The organism is Psychromonas sp. MME1 (genome assembly GCF_041080865.1).
Taxonomy (GTDB): Bacteria; Pseudomonadota; Gammaproteobacteria; order Enterobacterales; family Psychromonadaceae; genus Psychromonas.
Map to the genome: position 1 here is coordinate 2,370,701 of NZ_CP160906.1, position 25,793 is coordinate 2,396,493.

Consider the following 25,793-nt stretch of genomic DNA (forward strand, 5'->3'; position numbering starts at 1 on the left):
ACAAATTTCACTTCTCAGTATAGCACTTGCTGTCGACCTATTAATCGATGTTGAATACGGCGTGAAGCGCAAGAAGTCACCCATTTAGTTAATCCATTAGCGTTACAATCAACACTTATCTTTGCTGTATTTTTAGTATTACCGATGTTGCCGCGATCGTAGCAGGCAATAACATGGCCTTGAAAGTTCTCCTGCCACTATCAATGACCGCTAGTACTGGCTTAATAGTGATTTGGTTGGTCCATTTTTTTTAGTTCAAAATAGCTGCCCATATATTTCTTAACAAAATGATCTATATCAGCGTTTTGCTGTGCGCTAAGGTCGATCCTCTCCTAACATTGAAGTGTGGCATTTATTGTTGTTTAGGAGGTTGTTGTGCATTTCTCTGAAATCAAAAAAAATCCCTTACAGGCAAGCGATCATAATCTTGTATCCTATGATGACACTTACCAACACTTTAATTGGCAAATAGCAGACGCACGACTTAGCGGTCATGATAAAAAGTTAAATATCGCCTTTGAAGCGGTGGATCGTCACGTTGACGAAGGTTTCGGCGAGCAAGTTGCTATCCGTTGGCTAAGCAAGCAAGGCGAACAAACAAACATTAGCTATGCACACTTAAAGGCGCAAAGTAACCGCTTTGCGAATATTTTACAGGATCTTGGTGTGCAACCGAGTGAGACTGTATTTGCCCTCTCTACACGCGTCCCGCAACTGTACATCGCATTACTTGAACGCTTAAATTTGCCGCCGTTTTTTCACCATTGTTTTCTGCATTTGGCCCCGAGCCCATACGCTCACGTATGGAAATTGGTGATGCACGTGTTCTGGTCACTAGCGAAGCACTTTATCGAAAAAAAGTGCAAGCATGGCGCAACGAGCTAACACAATTAAAATGGGTGTTGTTATACAATGTGAGCGTTGAATTACCTGAAGGTTGTTACGATCTGGATAAGTTACTAACACAAAGTAGCGCAGAATTTACTACTCGTTTCTGCGATCCTGAACAGCTCGCGCTATTGCATTTCACCTCTGGTACAACGGGCAAGCCCAAGGGAGCCATGCATGTTCATAGGGCGGTCATTTACCATAGTATTTCTGGTTTTTATGCACTCGACCTTCGCCCTGGCGACTGTTATTGGTGCACCGCCGATCCAGGCTGGGTGACGGGCACTTCCTATGGTGTCATTTCGCCACTGTGCAATCGTGTCACCTTGATCATTGATGAAGCGGAATTCGATGCGCGTCACTGGTATCAATTACTGAGTGAGCAAAAAGTGAATATTTGGTATACCGCACCAACGGCTATCCGGATGTTAATGAAAGCGGGTGATGAGCTTGCCAAGGAATATGATCTTAGCGCCTTACGTTTTATCGCCAGCGTGGGTGAACCCCTTAACCCTGAGGCGGTGATATGGGGAGAAAAAGTATTCGCCATGCCCTTCCATGACAACTGGTGGCAAAGTGAAACCGGTGGCATTATGATCGCTAACTTTGCAACAACCGCTGTTCGCCCTGGCTCCATGGGTCGCCCGCTTCCGGGGATCGACGTCGCGATTATGGTCAAAAATAGCGACGAAATAACCACACCATCACAGCAAGCCAATCAAATTGGCGAACTTGCGCTAAAACGCGGTTGGCCATCGATGTTTCGTGGTTATCTACATGAAGAAGCGCGTTATCAAAAATGTTTTGTTGGTGATTGGTACTTAACCGGTGACCTTGCTTACCGCGATGCGGATGGATATTACTGGTTTGTTGGGCGAGCCGATGATGTGATTAAAAGCTCGGGTCATTTAATTGGCCCCTTTGAGGTTGAAAGTGTCCTAATGGAGCAACCTGCCGTTGCCGAAGTGGCTGTGATTGGTCTGCCCGATGAGATAGCTGGAGAAGTTGTTAAAGCCTTTGTCGCCTTAAAACCCAATTACGAAGGCGATCAGGCATTGCGCAAAACATTACTCGCCCATGCGCGCAAAAGACTCGGCCCAGCCGTTGCCCCAAGGGAAATTGTATTTCGTCAGAACTTACCAAAAACACGCAGTGGCAAAATCATGCGACGACTCTTAAAGGCTCGCGAATTAGGCTTACCTGAGGGTGATATATCCACACTTGAGAGCGATGAATCCTAAATATTAAGGCTCGGGAGAAGATATTATGGGTAATGATAAAATACATCTGAATCGTCAACATTTACATTATTTACTCAAGCAAATGTTGCGTATCCGTCGTTTTGAAGAGCGTTGTGTCACCTTGTATAGCGAAGAAAAAATTCGTGGTTTTTTACATTTATATAATGGTGAAGAAGCGATTGCAGTCGGCGTCATGCAAGCATTAAATCAGGACGATGCGGTATTGGCAACCTATAGGGAACATGGTCATGCATTAGCGCGAGGTTTGTCAATGACGTCAATAATGGCTGAAATGTTTGGCAAACAGAGTGGCTGTAGCGGTGGTCGCGGAGGTTCGATGCATCTCTTTGACGACAAGCTACGATTTTTTGGTGGCAATGCCATTGTCGCGGGGGCGTTACCGCTCGCGGTTGGATTAGCGCTCGCGGACAAAATGCAACAACGTCAATTAGTGACCTGCTGTATTTTTGGCGAAGGAGCCGTTGCCGAGGGTGAATTTCATGAAAGTCTCAATCTCGCAAAATTATGGCAATTACCTATCCTATTTATTTGCGAAAATAATCTCTATGCCATGGGCACGGCCTTAGAGATAGAAGAATCCAACCAAAAAATCCATTTAAAAGCAGCGAGCTATGGAATGACTTCACAGGTCATCAACGGCATGAATGTCATTGATGTGGAAGCCGCTGCAAAACTCGCATGTAGCGCAATTCGTCAAGGTGACGGCCCACATTTTATCGAGTGCCGTACCTATCGTTTCCGTGGACACTCCATGTTTGATACACAACTTTATCGCCAGAATAGTGAAATAGAAGCGTGGAAACTAAAAGGGCCAATCGTGCAGTTAACACACTGGTTGACTGAAAATAAACAGCTCACTAACACAGAGCTACAAGCAATCGAACAAGACGTGGATGCTGAGATAGAAGAAGCCGTGCAGACAGCAGACAAAGCGTCGGTCGAACCCGTTGCAGATATATTTAAACACCTATACGCGGAGGCTCCCCATGAGTGAGGTAACATTCAGAGAGGCATTTAAAGCCGCGATTGTAGAAGCATTGAATGATGACCCGCGTGTTTTCTTGATGGGTGAAGATGTCGGCCACTATGGTGGCTGCTATGCTGTTTCCAAGGGTTTAATTGATCAATTCGGCACACAGCGAATCATCGACACTCCCCTTTCTGAGTCAGGATTTGTCGGTGCAGGTATTGGTGCCGCGATGGGAGGGATGCTGCCGATTGTTGAGGTAATGACCGTTAATTTTAGTCTTCTTGCTTTAGATCAAATCATTAATAATGCAGCGACGCTGCGACACATGTCGGCAGGACAAATTGCCGTACCACTGGTGATTCGTATGGCATGCGGTGCAGGTAAGCAATTAGCAGCGCAACACTCACATAGCTTCGAAGGTTTTTATGCCCATGTCCCGGGGTTAAAAGTACTCTACCCCGGTACGATAGCGGATGCGCGCTACATGTTAAAAATGGCACTGGCAGATCCCAATCCAGTCATCATTTTTGAACATGTCATGCTCTATAACCAAAGCGCAGAATTAGCAGAGAACAATGATATCGCACCGATGGAAAAAGCGGTGATCCGCAAAACGGGCAGTGATTTATCCATTATCACTTGGGGTGGCTGTTTATATAAAGCGGTGGCGGCTGCGGAGCAACTTCAGGAGCAAGGATTTTCCATTGAAGTGGTCGATTTACGTTGCTTACGCCCATTGGATAGAGAGACCATTATTGACTCCGTGCAACGCACCCATAAAGCACTGATCGTTGATGAGTCGTGGAAAAGTGTCGGCATGTCCGCAGAGATAAGTGCAACTATTGCAGAGCAAGCATTTTGGTATTTAGATGCGCCGATACGCCGAGTCTGCTCGATAGAAGTGCCTTTTCCCTATGCTGGGCATTTAGAGCAAGCCTGCATTCCACAAATAGAGCAAATAGTGGCAGTGGCACTAGAAATGTTAACCACAGCAATTCCATCTGAACAGGTGACACTATGAATGGGGCGCGACATGATTTAAAAATGCCCTCCTTCGGTGCGGATATGGCAAAAGGCACACTTGTGGAGTGGCAGGTAAAAAAAGGCGATATCATAAAACGGGGAGATGTCATTGCCGTTATTGAAACGCATAAAGGCGCAATCGATTTAGATGTTTTTGAGGATGCCATCGTTGAAGAATTACTTATCAAGGAAGGACAGCAAGTCACCGTCGGCACAGCTATCGCTACCCTACGCACGATGAACGACTCATTAGAGACGCCTAGTCGGCAACAACACATAGATGAACACAGCAATAAAACAGAGCCCGCCGAGAAAGTACAGATAAACAACACGTTGACTGAAACGCATCAACCAAAAGCGGCCCTTGACTCTGACTTTATATTAGCCAGCCCTGCTGCACGTGCATTAGCGGCACAACAGCAATTATCTTTATCACGCTTAGCGGCTGAAAATAGCCAACCATTGACACTGACGATGGTTAAAAAAGCAATAACCAAAACAGAGGAGGCTGAGCCCCCCATCCAAGAAAAATCAGCTCAGCGTAAAAGTGGTTTTGACAAAAACGCAATGCGCCAAGCCATTAGTGATACGGTCACACGGTCAAAACAACAAATACCCCACTACTATTTAAGCCAACGTTTAGATATCAGCGCATTACAATCCTATCTACAAAACTATAATGCGCAAATATCCGTGGAATCACGTCTGCTACTTAATGCCCCACTACTCTGCGCCATTGCACGTACATTAAAAACAAACCCACAACTTAATGGGATATATCAGGATCAGCAATTTATCCCCAGTGATAGCATTAATTTAGCCAATGCGATTAATTTAAGAGGCGGAGGATTAGTGATGCCCGTGATCCGTGATGCGCAATCGCTGTCAGCAGCAGCGATGATGCAACAACTCAAGGAGCAAGTTGCACGAGCCCGAACAGAGAGCCTACGGGCATCAGAAATGAGCAATGGCAGCTGTACGGTTACCAGTATTGGCGATCGCGGTGCTGAACAGATGTTTGCCGTGATTTATCCACCGCAGGTGGCGATAATAGCTCTAGGAGCCCCCCACCAAGAAGCATTGGTGATTGATGACAACATACAAATTCGCTCCATCATAAATGCCACTATTGCGGCAGATCATCGCGTCAGTGATGGGCAAGTCGGCGCTCGTTTCCTATATCAGCTAAATCAACTATTACAACAACCCGAACAACTGTGGCAAGAATAGGTTCAACAAGGAGTAGGTTATGAATAAAATTGAATTAAAAAATTTAATTATTACAGAGCTCGGTAATATTGCACCCGAAATAGAGCCAGAGGAGATACCAGAAGATCAAGATCTACGTGAAGCGATTGAGCTTGATTCCATGGATTTTCTAAATTTGGTGATTGCTGTATCCAAACAAACCAAGGTAGCCATCCCAGAAGCCGATTATCCATTGGTAGTAACCCTTAATGGTATGGTAAATTACCTTATCGACAAGCAACAATAATCAATAAAATGACATTTCATTTAGCGTCGCTCGCAACTTGCACATCCTCTACAGGATGAACGACTGCTTGCATCCAAACGTCCGCGCTGAATTTTACAATAGGCATTTTTTAACGCACGTCGCCCCGAAAACCAATCATCTGCCTTACCGAGTAATAAATTCCCCTTGAAACGTTTAGCTAACTCGACACCATATTGATCAATGAATGAACGATCAAAGCTTATCTCAAAATAAATTAATGCATCCTCTATTCTTGTAAAGCCCTCAACTATATTTTGTAAATTATTTTTTTGATAACTTTGAACCATGTGGCGAACCTCACAGAATTAAAATGGCTATTAGTAGGATAATGCGACCTTTATCGCCATTGATTTATATTTCACAAATAAATGACTCAACATACCGCGTAGATGATCTATTTTACTGTGAATTTTAATGCGCTTAAACTTTTATTGAATTAACAAGAGAGTCGTAATGAAAAATACAAAGCTAACCATTTATTTTTTATTGCTACTTTTTATTCATTTACCCTCCAGTAGCACTGCTGATGAAATAACTATCGTTGCAGACCAATGGTACCCCTATAATGGGGATGAAAAATCACCGGGTTATGGGATCGAAATTGCCAAACATATCTTTCAAGCCGCAGGGCACAAAATAATTTATAAAATAATGCCTTGGAATAGAGCCATCAAAAAAACGCGCGAAGGGAAATTTAACGCCATTATTGGCGCAATGAAAGAAGAAGCGCCTGACTTTATTTTTCCAGAAGAGGAATTTGGCATTTCTGAAGAGATGTTCTTTGCCAAAAAAGGCAGTACTTGGCGATATAATGGCATTAAATCATTACAAGGGATTAACATTGGTCTAATAAAAGATTACTCCTATGGTAATGAGTTAGAAGATTTTTTTGCCGACAATCCCGATAAGACGCAATACGCTCAAGTCACCAAACCACTTGAAATGAATATAAAAAAATTACTCTATGGCAGAGTTGACGTGATTATCGAAGATCCCGTTGTACTAGCGCAAACTAGCATGCAAATGGGTCTTTCTGAGCAACTTATTAAAGTGGGAAAAACCACACAAGCCGATAAAGTCTACGTTAGCTTTTCACCCAACATAGCGAAATCAAAGGAATATGCCGAAATCTACACAGAGGGAATTCGCAAATTGCAAGCGTCAGGTGAATTAGAAAAAATTCTCGCCAAATATCATTTAACATATTGGAAATGATCCCATTAAGTCACTTTTTCACTTGAAAGGGTGATCTACTGCCAAAATGTTCGATGCTGACGACAAATTAATACGCCCCATGTTTCCGACTTGGTTTATGCTTAATTAAGCAGATAAGACATGGAGGCATCTTCTGAATACAGAAACAACAAGCTCATCCCTTAAACAGCGTAAACACAAACGCGGAATACTTTACGCAACTATTCTGCTTACTTTCCTGCTTCTCGTTTTATGCTTTATTTACCTAAAACTGCATAGTGAACTACACCATAAACGTCAAACAGAACAATTCTCAGAACTTTTTGGCATGCAAAGCAAAATTATTAGCGAGCTAAACTCTGTCGGGGTAAATCTTAGCTACTACGCACATAATGAGTTTACAATTGCGACACTTTCATCACAAGACAAAACCGCTCAAGCCTATCTTACCTCGCTCATGTACCAAATAAGCACATTGCAAAAACGCTATGAGCAGATCCGTTTATTGGACGCATTCGGAAATGAGGTTATTAGGATAAATAAATCGCCTAACTCACCACCACAAATTACCCCGACAGCCAATTTGCAGAATAAGGCTAATCGTTATTACTTCCAAGAATCAAAGATTCTGAAACAGCAGCAGCTATATACCTCGCCATTTGATCTTAATATTGAAGCAGGAAAGATTGAAAGACCCCTCAAGCCTATGATTCGTTTTGCCACACCTATCCATAACAAAGAAGATCAATTACTTGGCGTTGCTGTTATCAACTATAACGGCAGTCAAATTCAAGCGCTGCTTGAGAAGCTTAATATACACCAAGGAGATCAAATCCTGCTGCTAAATGAAAATGGCTATTATTTAAAAGCTAATCAACCTGATACAGAGTGGGGATTTATGATCCCAGAAAGAGCAAATTTTCAATTCTCTCAGCAATACCCACAACTCTGGAGAGAGATGCAAAATAGTAAAAGCGGTGAAATTACTACAGAGAAGGGAGAATATTATTTTAGTCGTTTCGAACTTTCACCTTCCCACCCCTTTGAAAGCATCAATCAAAATCATGTCACACTAGTCATGTATGTGCCAAGTACAATAATTCATAATGATACAGGGCCTCTCATAACAGGCTTATTAATTGCTTTTGTATTTTTAGCGCCGATGCTTACTTTTTTAGGCTGGGTATTAGCAAGCTACCAAATCAGTCAAGCCAATCTGTACAAACAGTTAGAGCATGAAGCCCGATTTGATGCATTAACCGGACTTTTGAATCGCAAAGCGATAAGTGATCGTCTACAGGAAAGTATCAACCTGAATAGGCGCAGGAAATCACCTTTATCGGTTGGATTTATTGATGTTAACGACCTTAAAAAAATGAATGACCAACAGGGGCATGCAGCAGGAGATCATCTAATTCAAGGTGCTGCCAAAGTCATTACTAATGTCATTCGCTCAACAGATTTAGCTGGTCGATTAGGTGGAGATGAATTCCTTATTGTATTTATCGATTGTACTGAAGAGAGCGCCAATATTATTATGAACCGTATTGAGTCAGAATTTAATTCATTAGGAATGCTGACAATGGGTAAGCCATGGAGTCTAAGTTATGGTTGTACAGAGCTTACAAATGATAACGAAAACGCTGCAGATATGATTAAACGAGCCGATAATAAAATGTATGAACATAAAATAAGGTATAAAACAAAAAAGAGAGCATAATTGCTCCCTTTTGTTTATCGCGATAACACTAGGGTAATATACGAGACATCACTTTATCTTTTATTATTAACTGATGGTATAAAGCGGCTGCAATATGACCGACAATAACAATTAGGATGATGCTTTCCATCACATCACCATGGGTTGCTTTACCCAAGTTAAATAACCACTCACTTTTATCAACTAGCGAAGGCATCGTCTCCCCAGCAATCGTCAATGATCGTCCCCCCTTACCAGCAAAACGAATATAACCACTGATTGGCACTAATAAAGTAATTAAATATAGCGAAATATGCGCACCGTGGAGTAACAGTTGCATTACCCCTTTTTCATAGACAGCTGCAGGAGCTTTACTGTTCATCTTAACGGCAAGACGAATAATTGTTAACACAAAAACCATGATCCCAAACCAAGAATGCAAGTTAAGCCAAAGTACTCGGATTTCAGTCCCTTTATCCGAAATTGAGCGAAGGTAGTCGCTTAAAAATAGCAGTGCAAATAGCAGTGCAATAATCCAATGTGTTGCGATAATAATTTTATTGTATTTCATAAAGCCCCTAAGATAATTAAATTTCCATTATTTAAACAAAAACTCGGATCGTAAGCGTTGATCTAAATAATACATGCTACAAATAGCATTTAATAAATTGCATGAAAAAGTGTTTCACTTCATACAATCTATCATTCCTTAATGAACAGCAATCATGGCTTGATATGATGAGATAAATATCAATATAACAACTAAAAAGAAGTGCCAAGGATGTTGAAAATATTCCAAGATTTGCGGGAATTACCCAAGGAAGAACAGAAGAGAAGCAATATTCGTAATATCATCGCTGGCTTCATCTTAATTATAACGCTCTTAATTATAATGGGTTTTACAACATTGGGTGGTGTTAATACCTTTTTTGAAACATTACGCCATTATTCAGAAACCGGGGAACTATTAATATCATTAGATAGAGCGAGACTCTATGAGCAAACATTCGAGAAAGAGAATAGTTTAAATAGCGCAGATAAAGCGCAACAAAGTATCGACCAATCAATCAAACTTGCCAACACATGGGAACACCAACAAAAACCCACCATAATGCAGTTACTACAGGCTTATAATAAACATTTCAATTCATTGGCTTTACTGAGTATTAAGCGTAATAAAAAAACGCAAGAAATGGTAAAAAAAGCGACCAAAGCTTCAGCGAGCAGCGATCAGCTGCAAGTTTTACAATCAAAATACATTAATTTAGATCGATTAGAGGTGAGTAACCTGCGAAAAGCCGTTTTTTTAGACTTAAATAACATTACACAATTATCTTCGATATCTTCATTACTGCAAAATTTAAACTATAGCATCATCAATTTTAATTCAGATAATCATAATCAATCATTTAAAAAAATGCTTTTTGAAAAAATCCTAGAAGATATCGATAATATCTCGCAACACATACAACGCAGCATTGATAAACTCCATTACAACGAACCACTTTTACTAAAAATGTTGCTGTCATCGGTACAGATAAAAACGCAATTAACTGAGCCAAATAGCCCACTAAAAACGGTGATAGAGTTATTGCATGAAACGACAGATGACAGCCTAAAGGCCATTGCCATTGCCAAAAAATGGCTTGAAATAAACCAAGAAAATCTCGAATCCAGAATGGATATTATTGATAAGAGAATTGAATTACTTGAACTGGTCAATACCTTAACAAATAATATCGATGATGCCAGACAATGGGATAGAGACTTTTTATCCTCAATATCAGAAAAAAATAAAAATCTATTTAAAAAAAGAACACTTGCCACACTCAATAACGCCATTGATATCAGTAAAAAAATAGAAAATAAATTATTAGAAGCAGAAGAGGTGCTAATTTTTGATGAAGTATCATCCGATATAAAACAGTACTTTCTCGCCTTTCAAGCGCTTACCAATATTGTTCAAGAATTAAAAAATGCAGCACACAACACCAAAGTCGCAGCACAGGATGCAGATCGATTATTGCTACAGGTAAGGAGCGAAGCTTTTAATGATTTTAATAAGATAAAAGACACTTATACTTACATAAGCATACTATTATTCATTTTTTTCACTCTGCTTATATTTTTAGGGGTGCTTATATATCAATCTATATCGCACCTAATTTCACTAACAAAAATATCCATCGTAGCAAAAAATGATGCCATCAAGGCGAATAAAGTCAAATCTCAATTCCTTGCGAACATGAGTCATGAAATAAGAACACCAATGAATGCGATATTAGGAATGACTAAATTAACACTTAATACGGATTTACAAGAAAAACAAAAAAAATACATTACCCATATCTATAATTCTGCACATAATTTATTGTATATCATCAATGATATTCTAAGCCTTGCAAAGATAAATTCCGGAAAATTTGCCATTGAGCCCATTAACTTTTCATTAATGGAACTGCTTGATGAAGTGGCTAATATCATGCGTATTAGTGCAGAAGAAAAAGGCATTCAATTTCAATGCACCTATTCTCCTAATTTACCGGCCTATATCCAAGGCGATCCAAACAGAATAAATCAAGTGCTGATTAATATTGTCGGCAATGCAATAAAATTTACCACTAAAGGTTCGGTAAACCTAGAGGTTTCCCATCGCGTACTTGAAGATAAACAGCTCAAACTACTTTTTTGCATCACTGACACCGGGATTGGCATCGCCGCCACAGACCTTGAGCGGCTTTTTAACCCCTTTAGTCAAGTCGATGAATCAACAAGTCGAGTTTATGGTGGAACAGGATTAGGATTAACAATAAGTAAACAACTTATCTCCTTAATGGGCGGTGAGATTAAAGTCAGTAGTACTGTCAACATCGGGAGCACCTTTGAATTTGAAATTCCAGTACTGCAAGTAGATTGTGCTCAAGTAAACGAGAATGATGTCGCTATTATCGTCCCAACAGACCTTGCTCCATTAAAAAACAAATCTATATTACTTGTTGAAGACAACCAAATAAACCAAGAATTAGTCGAAGAGTTATTAAGAGGCAAACTAGATTTATCAATCTGTAACAATGGTCAAGAGGCATTAGCTGAAATAAAAAACAGACAATATGATGGTATATTAATGGACTGTCAGATGCCCGTAATGGATGGCTACACAGCGACCCAAATCATTAGAGAAGAACTCAATAACAATATCCCTATTGTAGCAATGACCGCCAATATTACGGAAAAGGATAAAGAAAGAGCCCTCGCCTGCGGTATGAACGATATAATCGGTAAGCCTATTGATGTAGAAAGCATGTTTAAAAAAATGCTTAAGTGGTTTGCAAACAAAGAAGTCTCTGAAATATCACTCTCACCAGTGTCATATATAGATAATAACGAGCTCGATGAATTTATCATTGCACTTTCTCGTATAGGTGTGGATATTGAGACCGGTTTAAATATCGCCAATCACAATCAAAATCTCTACATAAGCCTAATCAACTCATTTAGCACAGAATATAAAACATGCCATTATCAAGACAAACAAGCCTTCGTGCATAAGCTTAAGGGTGTTTCCAGTAATTTAGGATTAGAGAGCATATTCAACCGTTGTAAAAGCTACGAGTTGTCACCCACCAACCACGATTTTGCCGTCGTCATCGATGAGATAAAAAACATTATACATAGCATTGATAACATCAAAGCCGTACCGATTGAACAGGCAAAGAATGAACTTATGCCGTGCAGTGATAAATTGATTGGCCATATTCTCATTGTTGAGGATGATGCGATTAATCAACTTTTATTACAAAAAATAGTCAATGATATGGGTGTAACAGCTGATATAGCCAATGACGGGATCGAGGCATTAGAAAGAATAGAACAGAGTAAAACAGCCTATGACCTTATTATGACCGATTTTTATATGCCCAATATGGATGGCCCTGCGCTAGCTCAAAAACTACGCAACAACATCAGCCAATATGGGTATCTAAATATTATCGGCGTCACGGGGGAAGAGGCACACATTAACAATAAAAATGAAAATATGGATATCGTGATTAGCAAACCATTTAATCGACAGGAAATTCAGACCGCTTTAAGTAAATTTTTAATTGCCTCAGAAACAACTGAAAGCAATGACGGATTAATTTCTGTTTTTACAAATTATACAACAGAAGAAAAAGTCAAAGCGTTCAACCTTATTATTGAGTCAATGAGTCAAGATATAGCAGAGCTTCGCAAAACGGATTGCGACATAAAAAATATCGCCCATAAAATAAAAGGCAGCACCAGTATGCTAGGCGTTAGCAGTGTCGCTAAACTTGCGCAGCTACTTCAAAATGAAATTGATGACGAGATGATAAAAGAGAAAAAACAGCGTTTAATACAAGAAATGGTTAAAGTGATTGATGATGTAACCCTTCTCTTAGAAGAGCTAATGGATCAATAGCCAATACTCCCCCCTGTAGGGTAAGAAAAACAGCAGCGATTACGTTGTAGAAGCAATCTCTGTATCATTATTCGATGTTCGACTAGAGGCTAAATCTTCCGCAAGCCTGTAATTGGAATGAATACCCAATTGAGTTAACTCGTTATTATTATATAACTCTTTACATATATGGTAACAATCTTTTAGCAATAGGCGAATATCTCGTCCTGTATAATTAGAGGGCCAATTCACTGCAAGGTATTTAATGAGATTGCCATTTACTTCACGTATATACTTATTCTTAGCTCTAATTTTTAATAACACATCGAGGGCTTTCATAATATCCCCCGTTTTCACACACTCATTAAACGCTTCGTAAGCTTTTTTAATATATTGCACATTTTTCTTATGATGATTAATTTGAGAACTAATCACCTCTAATTGTGACTTAAGTAAAATAGGGCTAATGTTTTGCGAATCCATAAAAGTTTTCAATGTCATCATATTTTCATTGAATTCTCGATTAAAAGATAAGCTATCGAGCAGATAGTTATAATGAATATTACTATAAAACCCCTTTATCGCCTTATTAGCATACAAGTGTTTCAAAATGGTCATTGCTTCAGATATATTCCCTTCCATTATCGCAAAATGGCTTAAAATCAATTCGCTATCGCAGTCACCATCCTTTACTGACTCCCCAGAATCATCCGCTTTAGCATTGTTTCTATGGCGTAAATTTGCAAGGGTTTTATACTCATTCAACGCTTCCACTTTTAATGTTAGCGTTGCATTCATTAGCTCTTTATTTTGACTGCCCTTCACATTAAATTTATTCATGGCATCATAAATGAACAAAATACATCTTATATAGTTATATCTTGCTTCAAAACTATCACGATAAGTATCAATATTAAGCTCGTAGTAAGTCATAAATCGAGAGGCTGCATTACGAAAATCGCCTTGAGATAAACATAAGTTAGCGATAACCAACTCGCGCTCTGGATTTCCTGGCGCAAGCTCTGAAATAATAGAAAACTGTTTTATTGCATTGGGAACATCACCGCTATATATATCGTATTTAGCATTTAGAGATAAACCTGAAACCGAGTTGGGGACTTTATCTAATATTTTATTAATTATCACTTCAGCTCTTGAAAGCTCGCCTAGTTCAATTAAAGAATCGGCCAAACCGACATTAGCCCATTCCACATCTTTCTCAAGCACAATAGAGCTATATAACTCTTTTGCTTCATTAAACATACTTAGCAATGTATATAGCTCGCCTCTAAGCTTCTGTATTATATAATAATATTGTGGAAATTTAATGGTCAGCTGATCAGCTAAAAGCAAGCCCTCTTTATAGTTTTTATTATTTTTTGCTTCGTATAACTTATAAAGCGCCGCTTTTCGTTTAAGTGCATTTTTTACCTTAAAGGTGAAAAACTGAGAGTTAAAGGGTTTGAGGAGGTATTCATCAGGATCTAATTCTATAATCGACCTAACTACCTTTGAAAGTGATTCACCGGTTATTATAATAAAAACAGCTTCAGGATTTAATAAATTATAATATTTCAACTCTTCAAAAACTTGTCGACCATTTAACCTTGTAAAAAAATTATAATCACAAATAATTACATCAAACTTTTGTTTCTTGCAATGCCAAATCGCCGCTTTCGGATCCTTAGCATGATTAACGTTTTTTTCATTCAACCCCATATTCACTAGCATTTGTCTAATGCTAGAGATCATAACGGGGGAATCATCCGCAACAAGAGCTGTTATGCTTTTTAATTCTTTCATATTTTATTAATTATAATCCAGTACTGAAGCATCTTGCTTACTCAACCCAAACACTTAATTAGAGATAATGTTTAGATTATTTAAAAAGATAATACACAGAAATATTTTACAGCTTAAGGTTTATTAAATATAGCTTACTGAGCCACATCAACACTAACTACACAGTTTAAAATATATAGGGGGAAGCATAGAGATGTACGAACTCTGTCTGCCTTTTATACTCTAGGATATTAGCAACAAGTATAGTTTATAGCCATAAATATCTGTTTTTTACACATTTAAAGAGGTTAACGGGAACGAACTCAGGAGCAAAGACATCGCAGCAACCCCTAGGGCGAGACTAATCAAGCAGTCCCTGATGGTTCAAAGGGCTTGTTCACCCCCAATAAAGTGTCGGCTGCGCGACATCTATTCTTGTTGGTTATGTTTCTTGGCTTTTATGGCTTAATTTATGGGCATGCTGCTCCCAATTTTTGCCATCAAAGTCAGATATATTTACTTGCTTTGCTTCGGTATCGAGGCAATTTACATTAACGTCAACGCCATCAGGGTTAGAACGTGGAATATAAAATGGTTTAATACCACAAGTTTTACAAAAGAAATGCTTAGCGATTCCAGTATTAAAGTTATATTCAATCAGCTTACTTTTACCCGTCAGTAACTTAAAACGAGAATTGGGCACTATTAAATGCAAATACCCTGATTTTTTGCATACGCTACAATTACATAAATCTGCTTCGATAACACTCGGTGCATCAACACTAAATTGAATGTCGCCACAATGGCAGCTTCCTTGATATATCATGCAACTCCTTATAAAAAATGAACAAAGAAGAAAAGAACGGGGACAGCCAAATCTTATACTTTATAAAAAAATATGGGGAAAATATACTTTATTAACCATTCATATCGATGATGACGTTTATTTAAACATCTCAAATGTTGCTCTTAACACTTAAAGAGGGGTAATTGGCAAAACCAACGCACAGAGCCCCCTTAACGAGACGCTAATCGTTAATAAAAAAACAAATGATTGGGAGTTAATGCAGCATACAACTTAGTTTGTTTTGCCCAGATACCCAACATCGGCCTGTGTGTTCGGCAAATAGTGCCAGTTCTTCGAGTGAGCCCACTGCACCATGGTAATCTTTACCAAAACTCACGGCTAAGGCTAACCATGTGTCACTCTCTAAGCCAAGGCTGCTTAATAAGCTTGGCAGTTCGCTCGAAATCACGCCGCGCTTATCCTCTCGAATCGCTCGTCCAGTCCAATCAACAAGCTCTAAATAATCGAGTAAGGCATAGGGAATACCTTCGTGGGGCGCATCACATTCTGCCGCTACAAAACCAAATAAGGGTTTACTGTTATCATGGCAATGCAACGCTTCATCGTGACTACATTTACTGTGGATACGCTCAAATATGGACGTAAACTCCGATGTTTCCACACTCTCTGACATTTTTGCTCGCACGGGGTTTAAATCAACATAAGCCATACAAGTTAATAGTGCTTTTTCATCAAGCAATGCTTGCGACTTAAAGCGCCCTTCCCAAAAACGCCCTTTACAGTTATCTTCGGCGTTCGCTTTGCGGGCAATAAATTCATTTAATGCCCGCATGAACCAAGAGATATCAAGCAAGCGATGACGCCATTTGCTGATTATCTCAAGCGCCACCTCTATTTGACCTGCGCAAGTTAGCTCCCCTTTACGCCATCGCGAAACTATTTCTGAGCCAGAATAAAGTTGATACCAACGTCGGCAAACTTCTTCATCGCTACAGGCGCTAATCTCGGCTTCATTAGCATGTAAAACAAGGTGATAGTGATTAGACATAATCGAATAAGCGCAAACATCAATGGCAAAGATGTCACTTAATTGCCGAATGCGATCGACCATCCATTGCCGGCGATGTGAATAGTTTTTACCGCTGTAATTATCTTCGCCACACAAAAATGCACGGCGAACACATCGAGAAATGCAATGATAATAAGGTGTGTCCACAAGAGAAATTAACGAAGCACGTGATTGTGTCATACCAAACCCCACAACTGTAAACAAAAACACTGTTTATATAGTAGGTGCGATATTCAATTTAGTCAAAAAGGTGTGGGTGTCCTGCACTAACGATATCAGGCAGCCTAAAGCAGGGTTAATGTTCCATAGCGATCGTGGCTCTCAATATACGAGCGCGCGATTTAACCGATTGTTAACTAAACATAAAATAACCGCCTCCATGAGCAGTGTTGGGGCTTGTTTAGATAATGCAGTTGTAGAGCGATTTTTTGGTAGCTTAAAGAATGAATGGTTATTAAATGTTGTTTACTTAACACGTGATGCAATGAAGATGGATGTTGAAGAATATATCCGTTATTATAACCATGAGCGATTGCATACAACACTCGGTGATTTAACGCCGATTAACTATGAAAATTTACAAAGACAGGTGTCCGGTTGGAGTTGACCAGAATAAATCGATTTACCATCAATTAATGTTTCAAGTGGTGTTCGTCCACAACACATTTTACCTTGATGGGTACGTTCATTGTTATAGTAATTGATCCATTCGTCTAGATCTTTTTGCAGCTCCTCCAAACTGCTATACAGTTTTTTCCTAAAAGTAATTTGATAAAACTCGTTCAATATCGTCTTATGGAAGCGCTCACAGATACCATTAGTCTGCGGAGACATCGCTTTCGTTTTAGTATGATCGATATCGTTAATAGCAAGATAGAGCTGATAATCATGCTGCTCAACTCTTCCACAGTATTCAGTACCTCTGTCAGTTAAAATCCGTAGCATAGGAAGCTCATACTGCTCAAAATACGGTAATACTTTGTCGTTAAGTATATCGGCAGCTGTAATTGGGGTTTTGGTGGTATAGAGCTTGGCGAAGGCTACTTTGCTATAGGTATCAACAAAAGTCTGCTGATAAATACGACCAACACCTTTCATATTGCCGACATAAAAGGTGTCTTGAGAGCCTAAATAACCTGGATGTACCGTTTCTATCTCACCACACGCCTCATCATCATGCTTTTTCTTTTCTAGTGCTGCGACCTGTGCTTCCGTTAGAATAATGCCGTCGTTAGCGACTTTTTCTTCAAGTGCTTTTAAGCGTTTTTTGAAATTTTCAAGGTTATTCCGCAACCAAATAGAGCGAACACCACTACCGGATACAAATACACCTTGTTTGCGTAATTCATTGCTTGTACGGTGTTGGCCGTGAGCTGGTTGTTCAATGGCATACTTAATAACAGCTTGTTCTGTTGCTTCATCAACACGATTTTTAAGATTGGGTGCTCGTCTGGTTTTGTTGATCAGAGCATCAACACCACCTTCCTCCACAAGCTCTTGATAACGATAAAATGTATCTCGTGATACACCCATGACTTTACAAGCTCTAGATACGTTGCCTAATTCTTCTGCTAAATTAAGTAAACCTGCTTTGTGTTTAATGATTGGATTGTTAGTATGAAACATGAGAGTTACCTTTTGTTGTTTTGAAATAAAGATTCGACACCTTTATCAAAACGGGTAACTCTCAACTTTTCAAGTCGAAATGTCAATCTAGTCTGAACTAATACACTAAATGAAACACGCAGAAAGATAGTCTTCGTTTTCTTAAGAACGTCTTCGTTTTAATTCCACGAATACACTACACCTCTTGCCCCGCTGCCCAACCACTCGCCCATGCCCATTGAAAATTAAAGCCGCCAAGCCACCCGGTTACATCCAAGGCTTCACCAACAAAATATAACCCTTTGGTGGTTTTACATTCAAAGGTTTTCGATGAGACGAAATCGGTATCGACCCCACCGAGCGTCACTTCCGCCGTCCGGTAGCCTTCGGTACCACTGATCTGCGGTGACCATTGATGGAAAAGTTGGCTAATGGTGATTAACTGTTTTTCGTGATATTTCTTGAGCGGTAAATTTTCGATTGCTGCCATTTCTAATAAACACTCCACCACGCGTTTAGGGAGCTGTTTAGCGAGTAAGGTTTTTAAGGTTTGCTCTGGGTTAGTTTGTTGCTGAGTTTGCAAGATATGCAGAAGATCTAGACTCGGTAAAAGATCTAAGCTCACCTTCTCTCCCGGCTGCCAGTAATTCGATATCTGCAAAATAACAGGGCCACTTAAACCGCGATGAGTAAATAACAAGGCTTCGCTAAAGCTAATTTGCTTCGATTTTTTACCCACTTTAACTTCACAACTTGCAGTGGCAGGTAAGCTAATGCCCGAAAGCGCAGCAAATTTATCCTTTTGTTGCAGGGTAAAGGGAACTAATCCTGCGCGGGTTGGCTTGACGGGTAATTGATACTGCTCAGCGACTTTATAGGCAAAGGGAGTTGCCCCCATTTTGGGCAGAGAAAGGCCACCAGTGGCAATAACAAGCGAATGACACTGCATGCTCCCCTGTTTGGTTTGTAGTGTAAAAAGATGATCCGCACTTTGACTATGGGCAATGATTTCCGTTTGCAATTGCAACTGCACACCCACTTGTTTAGCTCCATCTAAGAGCATTGTGACGATTTGTTTAGCACTATCATCACAAAATAGTTGCCCGTGTTCACGCTCATGCCAGTTGATTTTATGCTTATCCACCAGCGCAATAAAATCCCACTGGGTATAACGACTCAGTGCAGATTTGACAAAATGTGGATTATCACAGAGGTAATTATTAGGCTCTAGGTAAAGATTAGTAAAGTTACAGCGTCCACCACCGCTCATTAGGATTTTCTGTCCGGCACGTTTTGCATGGTCCAACAGCAATACCTTACGGCCACGTTTACCCGCTTCTATCGCGCACATTAGGCCAGAAGCACCCGCTCCGATAATAATCACATCCCACATACAACACCTCTTAAATTAATCCGCTAAGGATACACTATTTGCTCATCGCTAGCCCATTATGATTCTGAAAAAAAGGCAAAAAAAAAGACCGCTCAAAGCGGTCTTTATATAACTAAATTAGATTAGTATTTATTCTGTAGCAGCTTCTTCTGTTGCTTCATTATCTTCAATGGCTGCAGATTCAATGTCTAACAATTCAACATCAAAGATCAATGTTGAATTTGCTGGAATACTACCAGCACCTTGATCACCATATGCTAGGTCAGCAGGAATAACGAATTTAAATTTATCGCCCACACTCATTAACTGTAGACCTTCTGTCCAACCAGGAATAACACGGTTTAGTGGGAATGTTGCTGGCTGGCCACGTTTAATTGAGCTATCAAATTCAGTTCCATCAACAAGCGTACCAACGTAATGTACCGTTACAGTATCTTCAGCTTTTGGTTTTTGACCTTCACCTTCTGCTTTTGTAATGACAGAGTATTGTAGGCCTGAATCGGTAACCATAACACCTTCAACTTTAGCATTCGCTTCTAAGAACGCTTTTTCTTCTTCAGCGGCTTTCGCTGCGTCTTCTAGCATTTTCTTTTCTGCAACCGCTTTAACTTCTTCACCGTAAGCTTTCAGTGTCGTCATCATCTCTTCATCAGACAACTTTGCAGTGCCACGTAGCGTATCAGTAATACCTTTAAGAACCATCTCTTTATCTAATGGCATACCAATTTCTGTTTGTTTATCTAACATGGTGTTAAATTGCTCAGAGAATGATTGACCAACTGCGTAGGCTACTTTTTCTTGATTTGTGGCAAAAGTGGCGGCTGCAGTTTCAGTCGCAGCAGCTTCCGTAACAGCTTCAGCTTTTTCATTGCAACCAACAGTTAGTGCAACAGCTGCAGCTAATAAAGAAACTTTAAATACATTTTTCATTGTTACTCCAAAATTATTCATATTTATTAAGTAAAACATGTGCCAATACTATTTTCTCATTCGCCAAGAAAAAATAAAGTATCAAATTTAATTCGCTTATACTAACCTTAAAAACTCTATTTAACCAAAAGTTAATTCTGAAATGTCATTAAACATCTATTTAAAATCACTTTTTTTAATCTTGGTAATGATTTTTGTCACTGCCTGCAATCGTTCCGATACGCCATTACAGCAATATGAACATGCTGTCGAAGGCGCATTTGCCGCTGAAATATCTCAAAATGGTGACTTCTCTATTATCTCTTCGAAGCATCATGGCCTGAGCTTGTGGAATAATCGAGAAAATAAACTGTTATTTCAATGGCAGCACCATAATGCCAACGATAACGACATTTATATAGTACGACTCTCCGCTAACAATAGTCACGCACTTTCTGCAAGTCGCGATGAATTTGCAATTTGGGACATGCAAACCGGGAAGTCATTAGGTTTTTATAAGGTCAGTGATTCCGCAATTCGAGATATTCGCATATCCGCCAATGGACGTTACGTTCTATATGGCCAAGTAAATGGTAAAGTTGTCCATATAGACCTACAAACGGGACGTCGCTTAGAGATGCCGATACACACCGAAAAAGTAAATAGTGTCGACTTATCAGCCAATGGGCTTTATGCATTAACGGGCGGTAATGATAAACGCGCATTTTTGTGGAATACAAAAACAGCACAAATTATTAAAGAGTTTAACTTTTCACAACGTGTCTCGATGGTAAAACTGGAAGATGAAGGCCGTTATGCTTTTATAGCGGACACTCAAAAGGCTTCGCAAATATGGGACTTACAAACAGGTAAGCTACAAAGCAGCTTGCAATATACGGCAAGACAATCGATTTTTTCTTCGCTGCGTTTTATCAACGAGGGCAAGCAGCTACTCACCGGAAATGCCTCGCAACGATTACAAATATGGGATGTAAAAAGCGGGCAGAGTCAACAAAGTTGGCAAGTCAGTGTCGGTGAAGAGAGTCGCCCTAAAACTGCAGTAGTATTCTCCGCGACATTATGGAATGATCACCAAATAGCCAGTGAAAGCTCGGCTGGCAACTTAGAAATTTGGCCTTTACAAACGCTTAATAATTAAAAATAGAGAAACAGATGAATTTAGAGACGCGTATTGAACAACTGGAAATGAAAGTCGCATTCCAAGAAGATAATATTGAAACCTTGAACAGTGAAATTTTTGAACAACAACGTAAATTACAATTACTCAGTGAGCAGGTCGCGATACTGGCGACAAAATTAAAAGAACATACCCCTAATCAACTCGCATCTGAAAAAGAAGAGATGCGCCCACCGCATTATTAATACACTAATCTGTTAGCGCGTCCATGTTGGCAAGGGCGGGATTGTTAATCAAACCATAACTCTGCCACCCCTCTGAAAGTTCATTGGCTTTATCAACAGGTCGAGGGGGGGTATCGGCAGCCTGCTCAGCTTCCGTTACGCTAAACAGCTCACTATTATAGATAACAAAATCGCCTACTTGATAATTGCGTTGTGGTTCGAAGTAACGTACATCTTTACTGATTATAAATGATTCGATGATGGCTGCTTCCAAATCAGCTAAACGGTTTTTTGTATTCAGTAGCGCGCCGCTATTAATCACTTGGCTATAGATAAAACGTTGTTCATTTCCCTGCGAATCAGCCCACTCAATCAGCAACTTGACGCAACGTAGATCCGCTTCGGCACTATAGATATTAGCAATCGGCTCAACTTCCCAGTTTAAATATAAATTAGTCAGCGCAGTTGAACGCGTTATTGTGCCTAAATTCACCAGCGAATCTAATTCACTCACGCTATCATATTGCAAAACCTCTTCCATTTTTTCTGTGGCTATCTGTACCACATAGCTATGTATCGCATTATCACGATTTTGCTCGCTGACCATTTTTTGTAAACTAATAATTTGAGCGGCCGTTAAACTGACAACAAACAGTGAAATGAGAATTTCAAGCAATGAAAAGCCCGGTGCAGATTCCTGATAGGTCATTTGAAATCTTTCCATGATCCAGCCACTACCCGATAGCCTGCACTAACCGCAAGACTACCTCTATTTTGATACAATTTATTAAGTACGGTTTTGTCATAACGGACGGAAAGAGGCGCTGCATTAAGGCTTGCTTCTGCATTATCGCTACCACTGTATGAACAGTTATACTCACTGAGCACCGCGCCATTCACGGACAGGTTGCCAAGGTCAACACTTTGCTCTCTCGCCTGCATTACTTGCTCTGTATCGGGATCAACTATGACGTTACCATTTTCATCAAAGAGTTCACCGCTACCAGGTAAAAAATAGACCATGCCAAAAATAACCACATCCGTTTTGGCCTCGCTAACAAAATGCCCCCCTTTAATTAGCAGTAATTTAGGGTTATCAACACTGCCGATGCTAACTCGTTGCGTTTTTTCCGCATCCAACGCATAGAGGTCATCACGCATTAGGTCGCAATCACCTTCAATATAAATCGTGCTGACTGCCTCATCCACCTCCGTTAGGCGCGTTAGACAGTTCGTGACATCACCATCATTCATATCGATCATGGCTACATCATTAGCACTTTGTAATGCAAACATCGCATCTGACTCCGACACACCAAAGGTACTCTCAAATAATGAACTCGGAGAGACATCTTCTGTCACCTCAAGACCATGAAATTGCATGGCTGCGGTTCGATTTTCAGGCCAATTTACGGTTTCTAACGTTGCAAAGCCATACTCATCGATAACGCTTTTTTGTTCACCAACAGTCAAAAAATTATCGCCATGCAAGAGGTTGCTAGCAAAAACATTTTGCGCCAATGAATGCCCAGTGCACTCTGCTGTTGCTTGCGTTTCATTGCTCGGATGAGTGACTAATTGATACTTGGCAATATTGCCAGGAGATTTACAAAGTGATGCATTTACACCTTCACAGCCATCATTAATCACCACATCATCATTTAAGTGCAATTTCCCATTCACAGAAAGCGCCGCTAATGGGATGTTATAGGTCAGTTCATGGTTAATTTGTAAATGGATCTCTCGTTGTGCAGTGCCATCCTGTGACATACCAACTGCACTAAGCGCAACACTATTTTTATTAATACGTTCAACGGAGACAGAATAAGAAGCTCCCGCTGGATGGTAGGAAATGGGCAGCGTGTTTAAGAGAGAAGCCGAGGCCGTAATTTTACTTAACATCAGGTTAATACCTGATTCTGCATTAAGAAACGCTTCTCTATTGCGATAATAATTACCTGCAATCTGATTATCAATCAATTGTGAAAATGCCATGTTGGTCGTAAAGGCAATCCCCGCAAGGCACAATAATAGCGCGGTAATTAAAACGGCAAATCCCCGCTGATGTTTAATGAACTTCATACTCCTCCCTAAAAGCGAATGCCACGACTTCTGTGAGAATTTATGTTCATTAATCTTAGAAAATAAAAGTCAAAAGTAAATAAATAAAAGCAAAATAATGTATTTAAACTTCTCTATTAGCTAACAATGCATCTCGGCGCTATATATCGACCGATTTTAAATAACCACTACTAGCCAGTTCACAGAAGAGCAGTTACACTGCATAATCTACTGTTTTAGGAGCTTATTTATGTCAAATAAGATAAAAGTATTAGTATTGAACGGTCCCAATCTAAATCTATTGGGACAACGTGAGCCAGAAGTCTATGGACGACAAACACTGGATGACATTGTTAATCATCTCGAGATACAAGCAAAACAAGCCAATGTTGAATTAACACACCTACAATCGAATCGTGAATATGAGCTCATTGAGAAAATTCATGCGTCGATTAACAGTATCGATTTTATTATTATTAACCCCGCAGCATTTACTCACACCAGCGTTGCACTACGCGATGCCTTATTAGGCGTGGCGATTCCATTTATTGAAGTACACCTTTCTAATGTGCATGCGCGTGAAAAATTCCGTCATCACTCCTACTTATCAGATGTCGCAAAAGGTGTTATTTGTGGTTTAGGGGCGAAGGGTTACAGCTATGCTCTAGAATCAGCAATTGAATACTGCCAAGCAAAAAAATAGCAGAGTAAAATCGTCATCCCCCGAACTCATGGCAAAGAGAAAAACCAATATTCAGTAAAATGGCCATTTTTCCTCCTTGCCAACTTTCTTTTTCTATATTATTCGACCTATCCCCTGTATTCTTGCGCAATTATTCTGAAAATGAGAGAAAACTATGCCTTGGATACAATTAAAACTTAATGCAACGTCCGAAAATGCAGAGATGATTGGTGAGTTGTTAATGGACAATGGTGCGCTATCCGCAACCTTTACCGACTCTCACGACACCCCGATTTTTGAACCCGCTCCCGGTGAAACTCGCCTTTGGGGGGATACAGATATCACAGGTCTTTACGAAGCTGATACCGATATGACCTTAGTCGTGGCAGCACTTAATAACAGCCCACTACTCAATGAAAATTTCGCCCTTAAAATCGAGCAACTTGAAGACAAAGATTGGGAACGCGAATGGATGGAAAACTTTCACCCAATGCAATTTGGTGAACGTCTATGGATATGCCCAAGCTGGAAACCCGTTCCCGATCCGAGTGCTGTGAATGTGATGTTAGATCCTGGCCTTGCCTTTGGCACGGGGACTCACCCCACCACGGCATTATGTTTAAAATGGCTCGACGCTCAAAATCTACAGGATAAAGTTGTCATTGATTTCGGTTGTGGCTCCGGAATTCTAGCCATTGCAGCGCTAAAATTGGGCGCGAAACGAGTCATCGGTATTGATATTGACCATCAGGCAATAACAGCAAGCCGTGATAATGCCGAACGTAATAACGTTTCAGACCAATTAGAACTTTACCTACCCGGCGATATGCCAGAGGGGCTGTTAGCAGATGTATTAGTCGCAAATATTCTTGCCGGACCACTACGTGAACTGTCAACGAACATCGAAGCATTGGTCAAAGATAATGGCCTATTAGCACTGTCAGGTATTTTACAACAGCAAGCTGATGAGTTAATCGATGTCTATGGAAAATGGTTTAGTATGGACAAAGCTGAGATTAAGGAAGATTGGGCTCGACTTTCAGGCATAAAATGCAAATAAAATAGCGACAAACTTAAAATTGCTTACTTTGCAAGCAAAATAATTATTAAATGGTTAATAATTAACCTTTATTCTATCGGCAAAAATGCG

23 protein-coding genes and 1 pseudogene are annotated in these 25,793 nt (G+C 39.9%); 14 read left to right on the forward strand and 10 right to left on the reverse strand.

The genetic code is table 11. From position 1 onward, the window contains the following. Positions 1-375 precede the first annotated feature (375 nt). Genes AB2N10_RS10860 through AB2N10_RS10885 form a run of 6 tightly spaced genes read left to right on the forward strand, consistent with a single transcriptional unit; the run spans position 376 to position 5,638 of the window. The gene (locus AB2N10_RS10860) at positions 376-885 is read left to right on the forward strand and encodes an AMP-binding protein (protein ID WP_369433834.1); all 510 of its coding nucleotides are present in this window, start codon (positions 376-378) and stop codon (positions 883-885) included. After that, positions 792-2,129, forward strand: a complete 1,338-nt coding sequence (acsA, locus tag AB2N10_RS10865) for an acetate--CoA ligase (protein ID WP_369434672.1) — start codon at positions 792-794, stop codon at positions 2,127-2,129. Before AB2N10_RS10860 ends, acsA begins: the two co-directional genes overlap by 94 nt. Before the next feature lie 25 nt (positions 2,130-2,154). After that, on the forward strand, positions 2,155-3,144 hold the full coding sequence (pdhA, locus tag AB2N10_RS10870; RefSeq protein WP_354623605.1) for a pyruvate dehydrogenase (acetyl-transferring) E1 component subunit alpha: 990 nt from the start codon (positions 2,155-2,157) through the stop codon (positions 3,142-3,144). Next, positions 3,137-4,141, forward strand: a complete 1,005-nt coding sequence (locus AB2N10_RS10875; protein WP_369433835.1) for an alpha-ketoacid dehydrogenase subunit beta — start codon at positions 3,137-3,139, stop codon at positions 4,139-4,141. The genes pdhA and AB2N10_RS10875 overlap by 8 nt, the downstream gene beginning before the upstream one ends. Next, positions 4,138-5,373: a dihydrolipoamide acetyltransferase family protein gene (locus AB2N10_RS10880; RefSeq protein WP_354623608.1), complete on the forward strand. Its 1,236-nt coding sequence runs from the start codon at positions 4,138-4,140 to the stop codon at positions 5,371-5,373. The genes AB2N10_RS10875 and AB2N10_RS10880 overlap by 4 nt, the downstream gene beginning before the upstream one ends. 19 nt (positions 5,374-5,392) lie before the next feature. Continuing rightward, a complete protein-coding gene (locus AB2N10_RS10885) occupies positions 5,393-5,638 on the forward strand; it encodes an acyl carrier protein (protein ID WP_354623609.1) in 246 nt (81 codons plus the stop codon). A gap of 20 nt (positions 5,639-5,658) precedes the next feature. Here AB2N10_RS10885 and AB2N10_RS10890 read toward each other — a convergent pair whose 3' ends face one another. Then, a complete protein-coding gene (locus AB2N10_RS10890; protein ID WP_354623610.1) occupies positions 5,659-5,946 on the reverse strand; it encodes a nitrogen fixation protein NifW in 288 nt (95 codons plus the stop codon). A 166-nt stretch (positions 5,947-6,112) separates the two neighbouring features. Between AB2N10_RS10890 and AB2N10_RS10895 the strand changes: the two genes are divergently transcribed. Together AB2N10_RS10895 and AB2N10_RS10900 are read left to right on the forward strand one after the other, a co-directional pair. Next, on the forward strand, positions 6,113-6,874 hold the full coding sequence (locus tag AB2N10_RS10895; protein ID WP_354623611.1) for a transporter substrate-binding domain-containing protein: 762 nt from the start codon (positions 6,113-6,115) through the stop codon (positions 6,872-6,874). 307 nt (positions 6,875-7,181) lie between these two features. Further along, positions 7,182-8,573, forward strand: coding sequence for a sensor domain-containing diguanylate cyclase (locus AB2N10_RS10900; RefSeq protein ID WP_354623612.1), 1,392 nt, complete (start codon positions 7,182-7,184; stop codon positions 8,571-8,573). Positions 8,574-8,601: 28 nt separating this feature from the next. Here AB2N10_RS10900 and AB2N10_RS10905 read toward each other — a convergent pair whose 3' ends face one another. Further along, positions 8,602-9,123 (reverse strand): cytochrome b/b6 domain-containing protein, encoded by a 522-nt coding sequence (locus tag AB2N10_RS10905; RefSeq protein WP_354623613.1) that lies wholly within the window; start codon positions 9,121-9,123, stop codon positions 8,602-8,604. Positions 9,124-9,333: 210 nt separating this feature from the next. Between AB2N10_RS10905 and AB2N10_RS10910 the strand changes: the two genes are divergently transcribed. Continuing rightward, complete coding sequence (locus tag AB2N10_RS10910) at positions 9,334-12,993, forward strand: response regulator (protein ID WP_369433836.1); 3,660 nt, start codon at positions 9,334-9,336, stop codon at positions 12,991-12,993. A 39-nt stretch (positions 12,994-13,032) separates the two neighbouring features. Here the strand turns inward: AB2N10_RS10910 and AB2N10_RS10915 are convergent, their stop codons facing one another. The 3 genes from AB2N10_RS10915 to AB2N10_RS10925 form a co-directional block, all read right to left on the reverse strand. Beyond that, on the reverse strand, positions 13,033-14,775 hold the full coding sequence (locus AB2N10_RS10915) for a response regulator (RefSeq protein ID WP_354623616.1): 1,743 nt from the start codon (positions 14,773-14,775) through the stop codon (positions 13,033-13,035). 421 nt (positions 14,776-15,196) lie between these two features. Then, entirely contained in the window at positions 15,197-15,580 is a 384-nt protein-coding gene (locus AB2N10_RS10920; protein ID WP_354623617.1) for a GFA family protein, read from the reverse strand. Between the two features lie 235 nt (positions 15,581-15,815). Beyond that, complete coding sequence (locus AB2N10_RS10925) at positions 15,816-16,811, reverse strand: hypothetical protein (RefSeq protein ID WP_354623618.1); 996 nt, start codon at positions 16,809-16,811, stop codon at positions 15,816-15,818. A gap of 88 nt (positions 16,812-16,899) precedes the next feature. On the opposite strand from AB2N10_RS10925, the pseudogene AB2N10_RS10930 reads away from it, so the two are divergent. After that, positions 16,900-17,238: pseudogene (locus AB2N10_RS10930) on the forward strand (transposase); the annotation flags it as partial. Here AB2N10_RS10930 and AB2N10_RS10935 read toward each other — a convergent pair. The 3 genes from AB2N10_RS10935 to fkpA all read right to left on the reverse strand — a co-directional run bounded on the left by AB2N10_RS10935 (position 17,199) and on the right by fkpA (position 20,559). Continuing rightward, positions 17,199-18,257, reverse strand: a complete 1,059-nt coding sequence (locus tag AB2N10_RS10935; RefSeq protein WP_354623619.1) for an IS481 family transposase — start codon at positions 18,255-18,257, stop codon at positions 17,199-17,201. The pseudogene AB2N10_RS10930 and the gene AB2N10_RS10935 sit on opposite strands and share 40 nt — an antisense overlap. Positions 18,258-18,432: 175 nt before the next feature. After that, complete coding sequence (locus tag AB2N10_RS10940) at positions 18,433-19,629, reverse strand: NAD(P)/FAD-dependent oxidoreductase (RefSeq protein ID WP_369433837.1); 1,197 nt, start codon at positions 19,627-19,629, stop codon at positions 18,433-18,435. Positions 19,630-19,758: 129 nt separating this feature from the next. Further along, positions 19,759-20,559 (reverse strand): FKBP-type peptidyl-prolyl cis-trans isomerase, encoded by an 801-nt coding sequence (gene fkpA, locus AB2N10_RS10945; protein WP_354623620.1) that lies wholly within the window; start codon positions 20,557-20,559, stop codon positions 19,759-19,761. Positions 20,560-20,701: 142 nt separating this feature from the next. Here fkpA and AB2N10_RS10950 point away from each other — a divergent pair, with 142 nt between their 5' ends. Continuing rightward, positions 20,702-21,697 carry a hypothetical protein gene (locus tag AB2N10_RS10950; protein WP_354623621.1) on the forward strand — a complete coding sequence of 332 codons (996 nt, stop codon included), beginning with the start codon at positions 20,702-20,704 and terminating at the stop codon, positions 21,695-21,697. A 14-nt stretch (positions 21,698-21,711) separates the two neighbouring features. Then, a complete protein-coding gene (locus AB2N10_RS10955) occupies positions 21,712-21,921 on the forward strand; it encodes a SlyX family protein (protein ID WP_369433838.1) in 210 nt (69 codons plus the stop codon). Positions 21,922-21,925: 4 nt separating this feature from the next. Here the strand turns inward: AB2N10_RS10955 and AB2N10_RS10960 are convergent, their stop codons facing one another. Beyond that, on the reverse strand, positions 21,926-22,624 hold the full coding sequence (locus AB2N10_RS10960) for a hypothetical protein (RefSeq protein WP_354623625.1): 699 nt from the start codon (positions 22,622-22,624) through the stop codon (positions 21,926-21,928). After that, positions 22,606-23,982, reverse strand: a complete 1,377-nt coding sequence (locus AB2N10_RS10965) for a pilus assembly PilX N-terminal domain-containing protein (RefSeq protein ID WP_354623626.1) — start codon at positions 23,980-23,982, stop codon at positions 22,606-22,608. The genes AB2N10_RS10960 and AB2N10_RS10965 overlap by 19 nt, the downstream gene beginning before the upstream one ends. A gap of 229 nt (positions 23,983-24,211) precedes the next feature. Here AB2N10_RS10965 and aroQ point away from each other — a divergent pair, with 229 nt between their 5' ends. Continuing rightward, a complete protein-coding gene (gene aroQ / locus AB2N10_RS10970; protein WP_354623627.1) occupies positions 24,212-24,664 on the forward strand; it encodes a type II 3-dehydroquinate dehydratase in 453 nt (150 codons plus the stop codon). Positions 24,665-24,818: 154 nt separating this feature from the next. Then, positions 24,819-25,703: a 50S ribosomal protein L11 methyltransferase gene (prmA, locus tag AB2N10_RS10975; RefSeq protein WP_369433839.1), complete on the forward strand. Its 885-nt coding sequence runs from the start codon at positions 24,819-24,821 to the stop codon at positions 25,701-25,703. Positions 25,704-25,793: the final 90 nt, after the last annotated feature.

Excerpts from the sequence above, each read along its gene's own strand:
- pdhA (WP_354623605.1), top strand. The coding sequence starts at position 2,155 with ATGGGTAATGATAAAATACATCTGAATCGTCAACATTTACATTATTTA.
- AB2N10_RS10875 (WP_369433835.1), top strand. The coding sequence starts at position 3,137 with ATGAGTGAGGTAACATTCAGAGAGGCATTTAAAGCCGCGATTGTAGAA.
- AB2N10_RS10880 (WP_354623608.1), top strand. The coding sequence starts at position 4,138 with ATGAATGGGGCGCGACATGATTTAAAAATGCCCTCCTTCGGTGCGGAT.
- AB2N10_RS10885 (WP_354623609.1), top strand. The coding sequence starts at position 5,393 with ATGAATAAAATTGAATTAAAAAATTTAATTATTACAGAGCTCGGTAAT.
- AB2N10_RS10890 (WP_354623610.1), bottom strand. The coding sequence starts at position 5,946 with ATGGTTCAAAGTTATCAAAAAAATAATTTACAAAATATAGTTGAGGGC.
- AB2N10_RS10895 (WP_354623611.1), top strand. The coding sequence starts at position 6,113 with ATGAAAAATACAAAGCTAACCATTTATTTTTTATTGCTACTTTTTATT.
- AB2N10_RS10900 (WP_354623612.1), top strand. The coding sequence starts at position 7,182 with ATGCAAAGCAAAATTATTAGCGAGCTAAACTCTGTCGGGGTAAATCTT.
- AB2N10_RS10905 (WP_354623613.1), bottom strand. The coding sequence starts at position 9,123 with ATGAAATACAATAAAATTATTATCGCAACACATTGGATTATTGCACTG.
- AB2N10_RS10910 (WP_369433836.1), top strand. The coding sequence starts at position 9,334 with ATGTTGAAAATATTCCAAGATTTGCGGGAATTACCCAAGGAAGAACAG.
- AB2N10_RS10915 (WP_354623616.1), bottom strand. The coding sequence starts at position 14,775 with ATGAAAGAATTAAAAAGCATAACAGCTCTTGTTGCGGATGATTCCCCC.
- AB2N10_RS10920 (WP_354623617.1), bottom strand. The coding sequence starts at position 15,580 with ATGATATATCAAGGAAGCTGCCATTGTGGCGACATTCAATTTAGTGTT.
- AB2N10_RS10925 (WP_354623618.1), bottom strand. The coding sequence starts at position 16,811 with ATGACACAATCACGTGCTTCGTTAATTTCTCTTGTGGACACACCTTAT.
- AB2N10_RS10935 (WP_354623619.1), bottom strand. The coding sequence starts at position 18,257 with ATGTTTCATACTAACAATCCAATCATTAAACACAAAGCAGGTTTACTT.
- AB2N10_RS10940 (WP_369433837.1), bottom strand. The coding sequence starts at position 19,629 with ATGTGGGATGTGATTATTATCGGAGCGGGTGCTTCTGGCCTAATGTGC.
- fkpA (WP_354623620.1), bottom strand. The coding sequence starts at position 20,559 with ATGAAAAATGTATTTAAAGTTTCTTTATTAGCTGCAGCTGTTGCACTA.
- AB2N10_RS10950 (WP_354623621.1), top strand. The coding sequence starts at position 20,702 with ATGTCATTAAACATCTATTTAAAATCACTTTTTTTAATCTTGGTAATG.
- AB2N10_RS10955 (WP_369433838.1), top strand. The coding sequence starts at position 21,712 with ATGAATTTAGAGACGCGTATTGAACAACTGGAAATGAAAGTCGCATTC.
- AB2N10_RS10960 (WP_354623625.1), bottom strand. The coding sequence starts at position 22,624 with ATGGAAAGATTTCAAATGACCTATCAGGAATCTGCACCGGGCTTTTCA.
- AB2N10_RS10965 (WP_354623626.1), bottom strand. The coding sequence starts at position 23,982 with ATGAAGTTCATTAAACATCAGCGGGGATTTGCCGTTTTAATTACCGCG.
- aroQ (WP_354623627.1), top strand. The coding sequence starts at position 24,212 with ATGTCAAATAAGATAAAAGTATTAGTATTGAACGGTCCCAATCTAAAT.
- prmA (WP_369433839.1), top strand. The coding sequence starts at position 24,819 with ATGCCTTGGATACAATTAAAACTTAATGCAACGTCCGAAAATGCAGAG.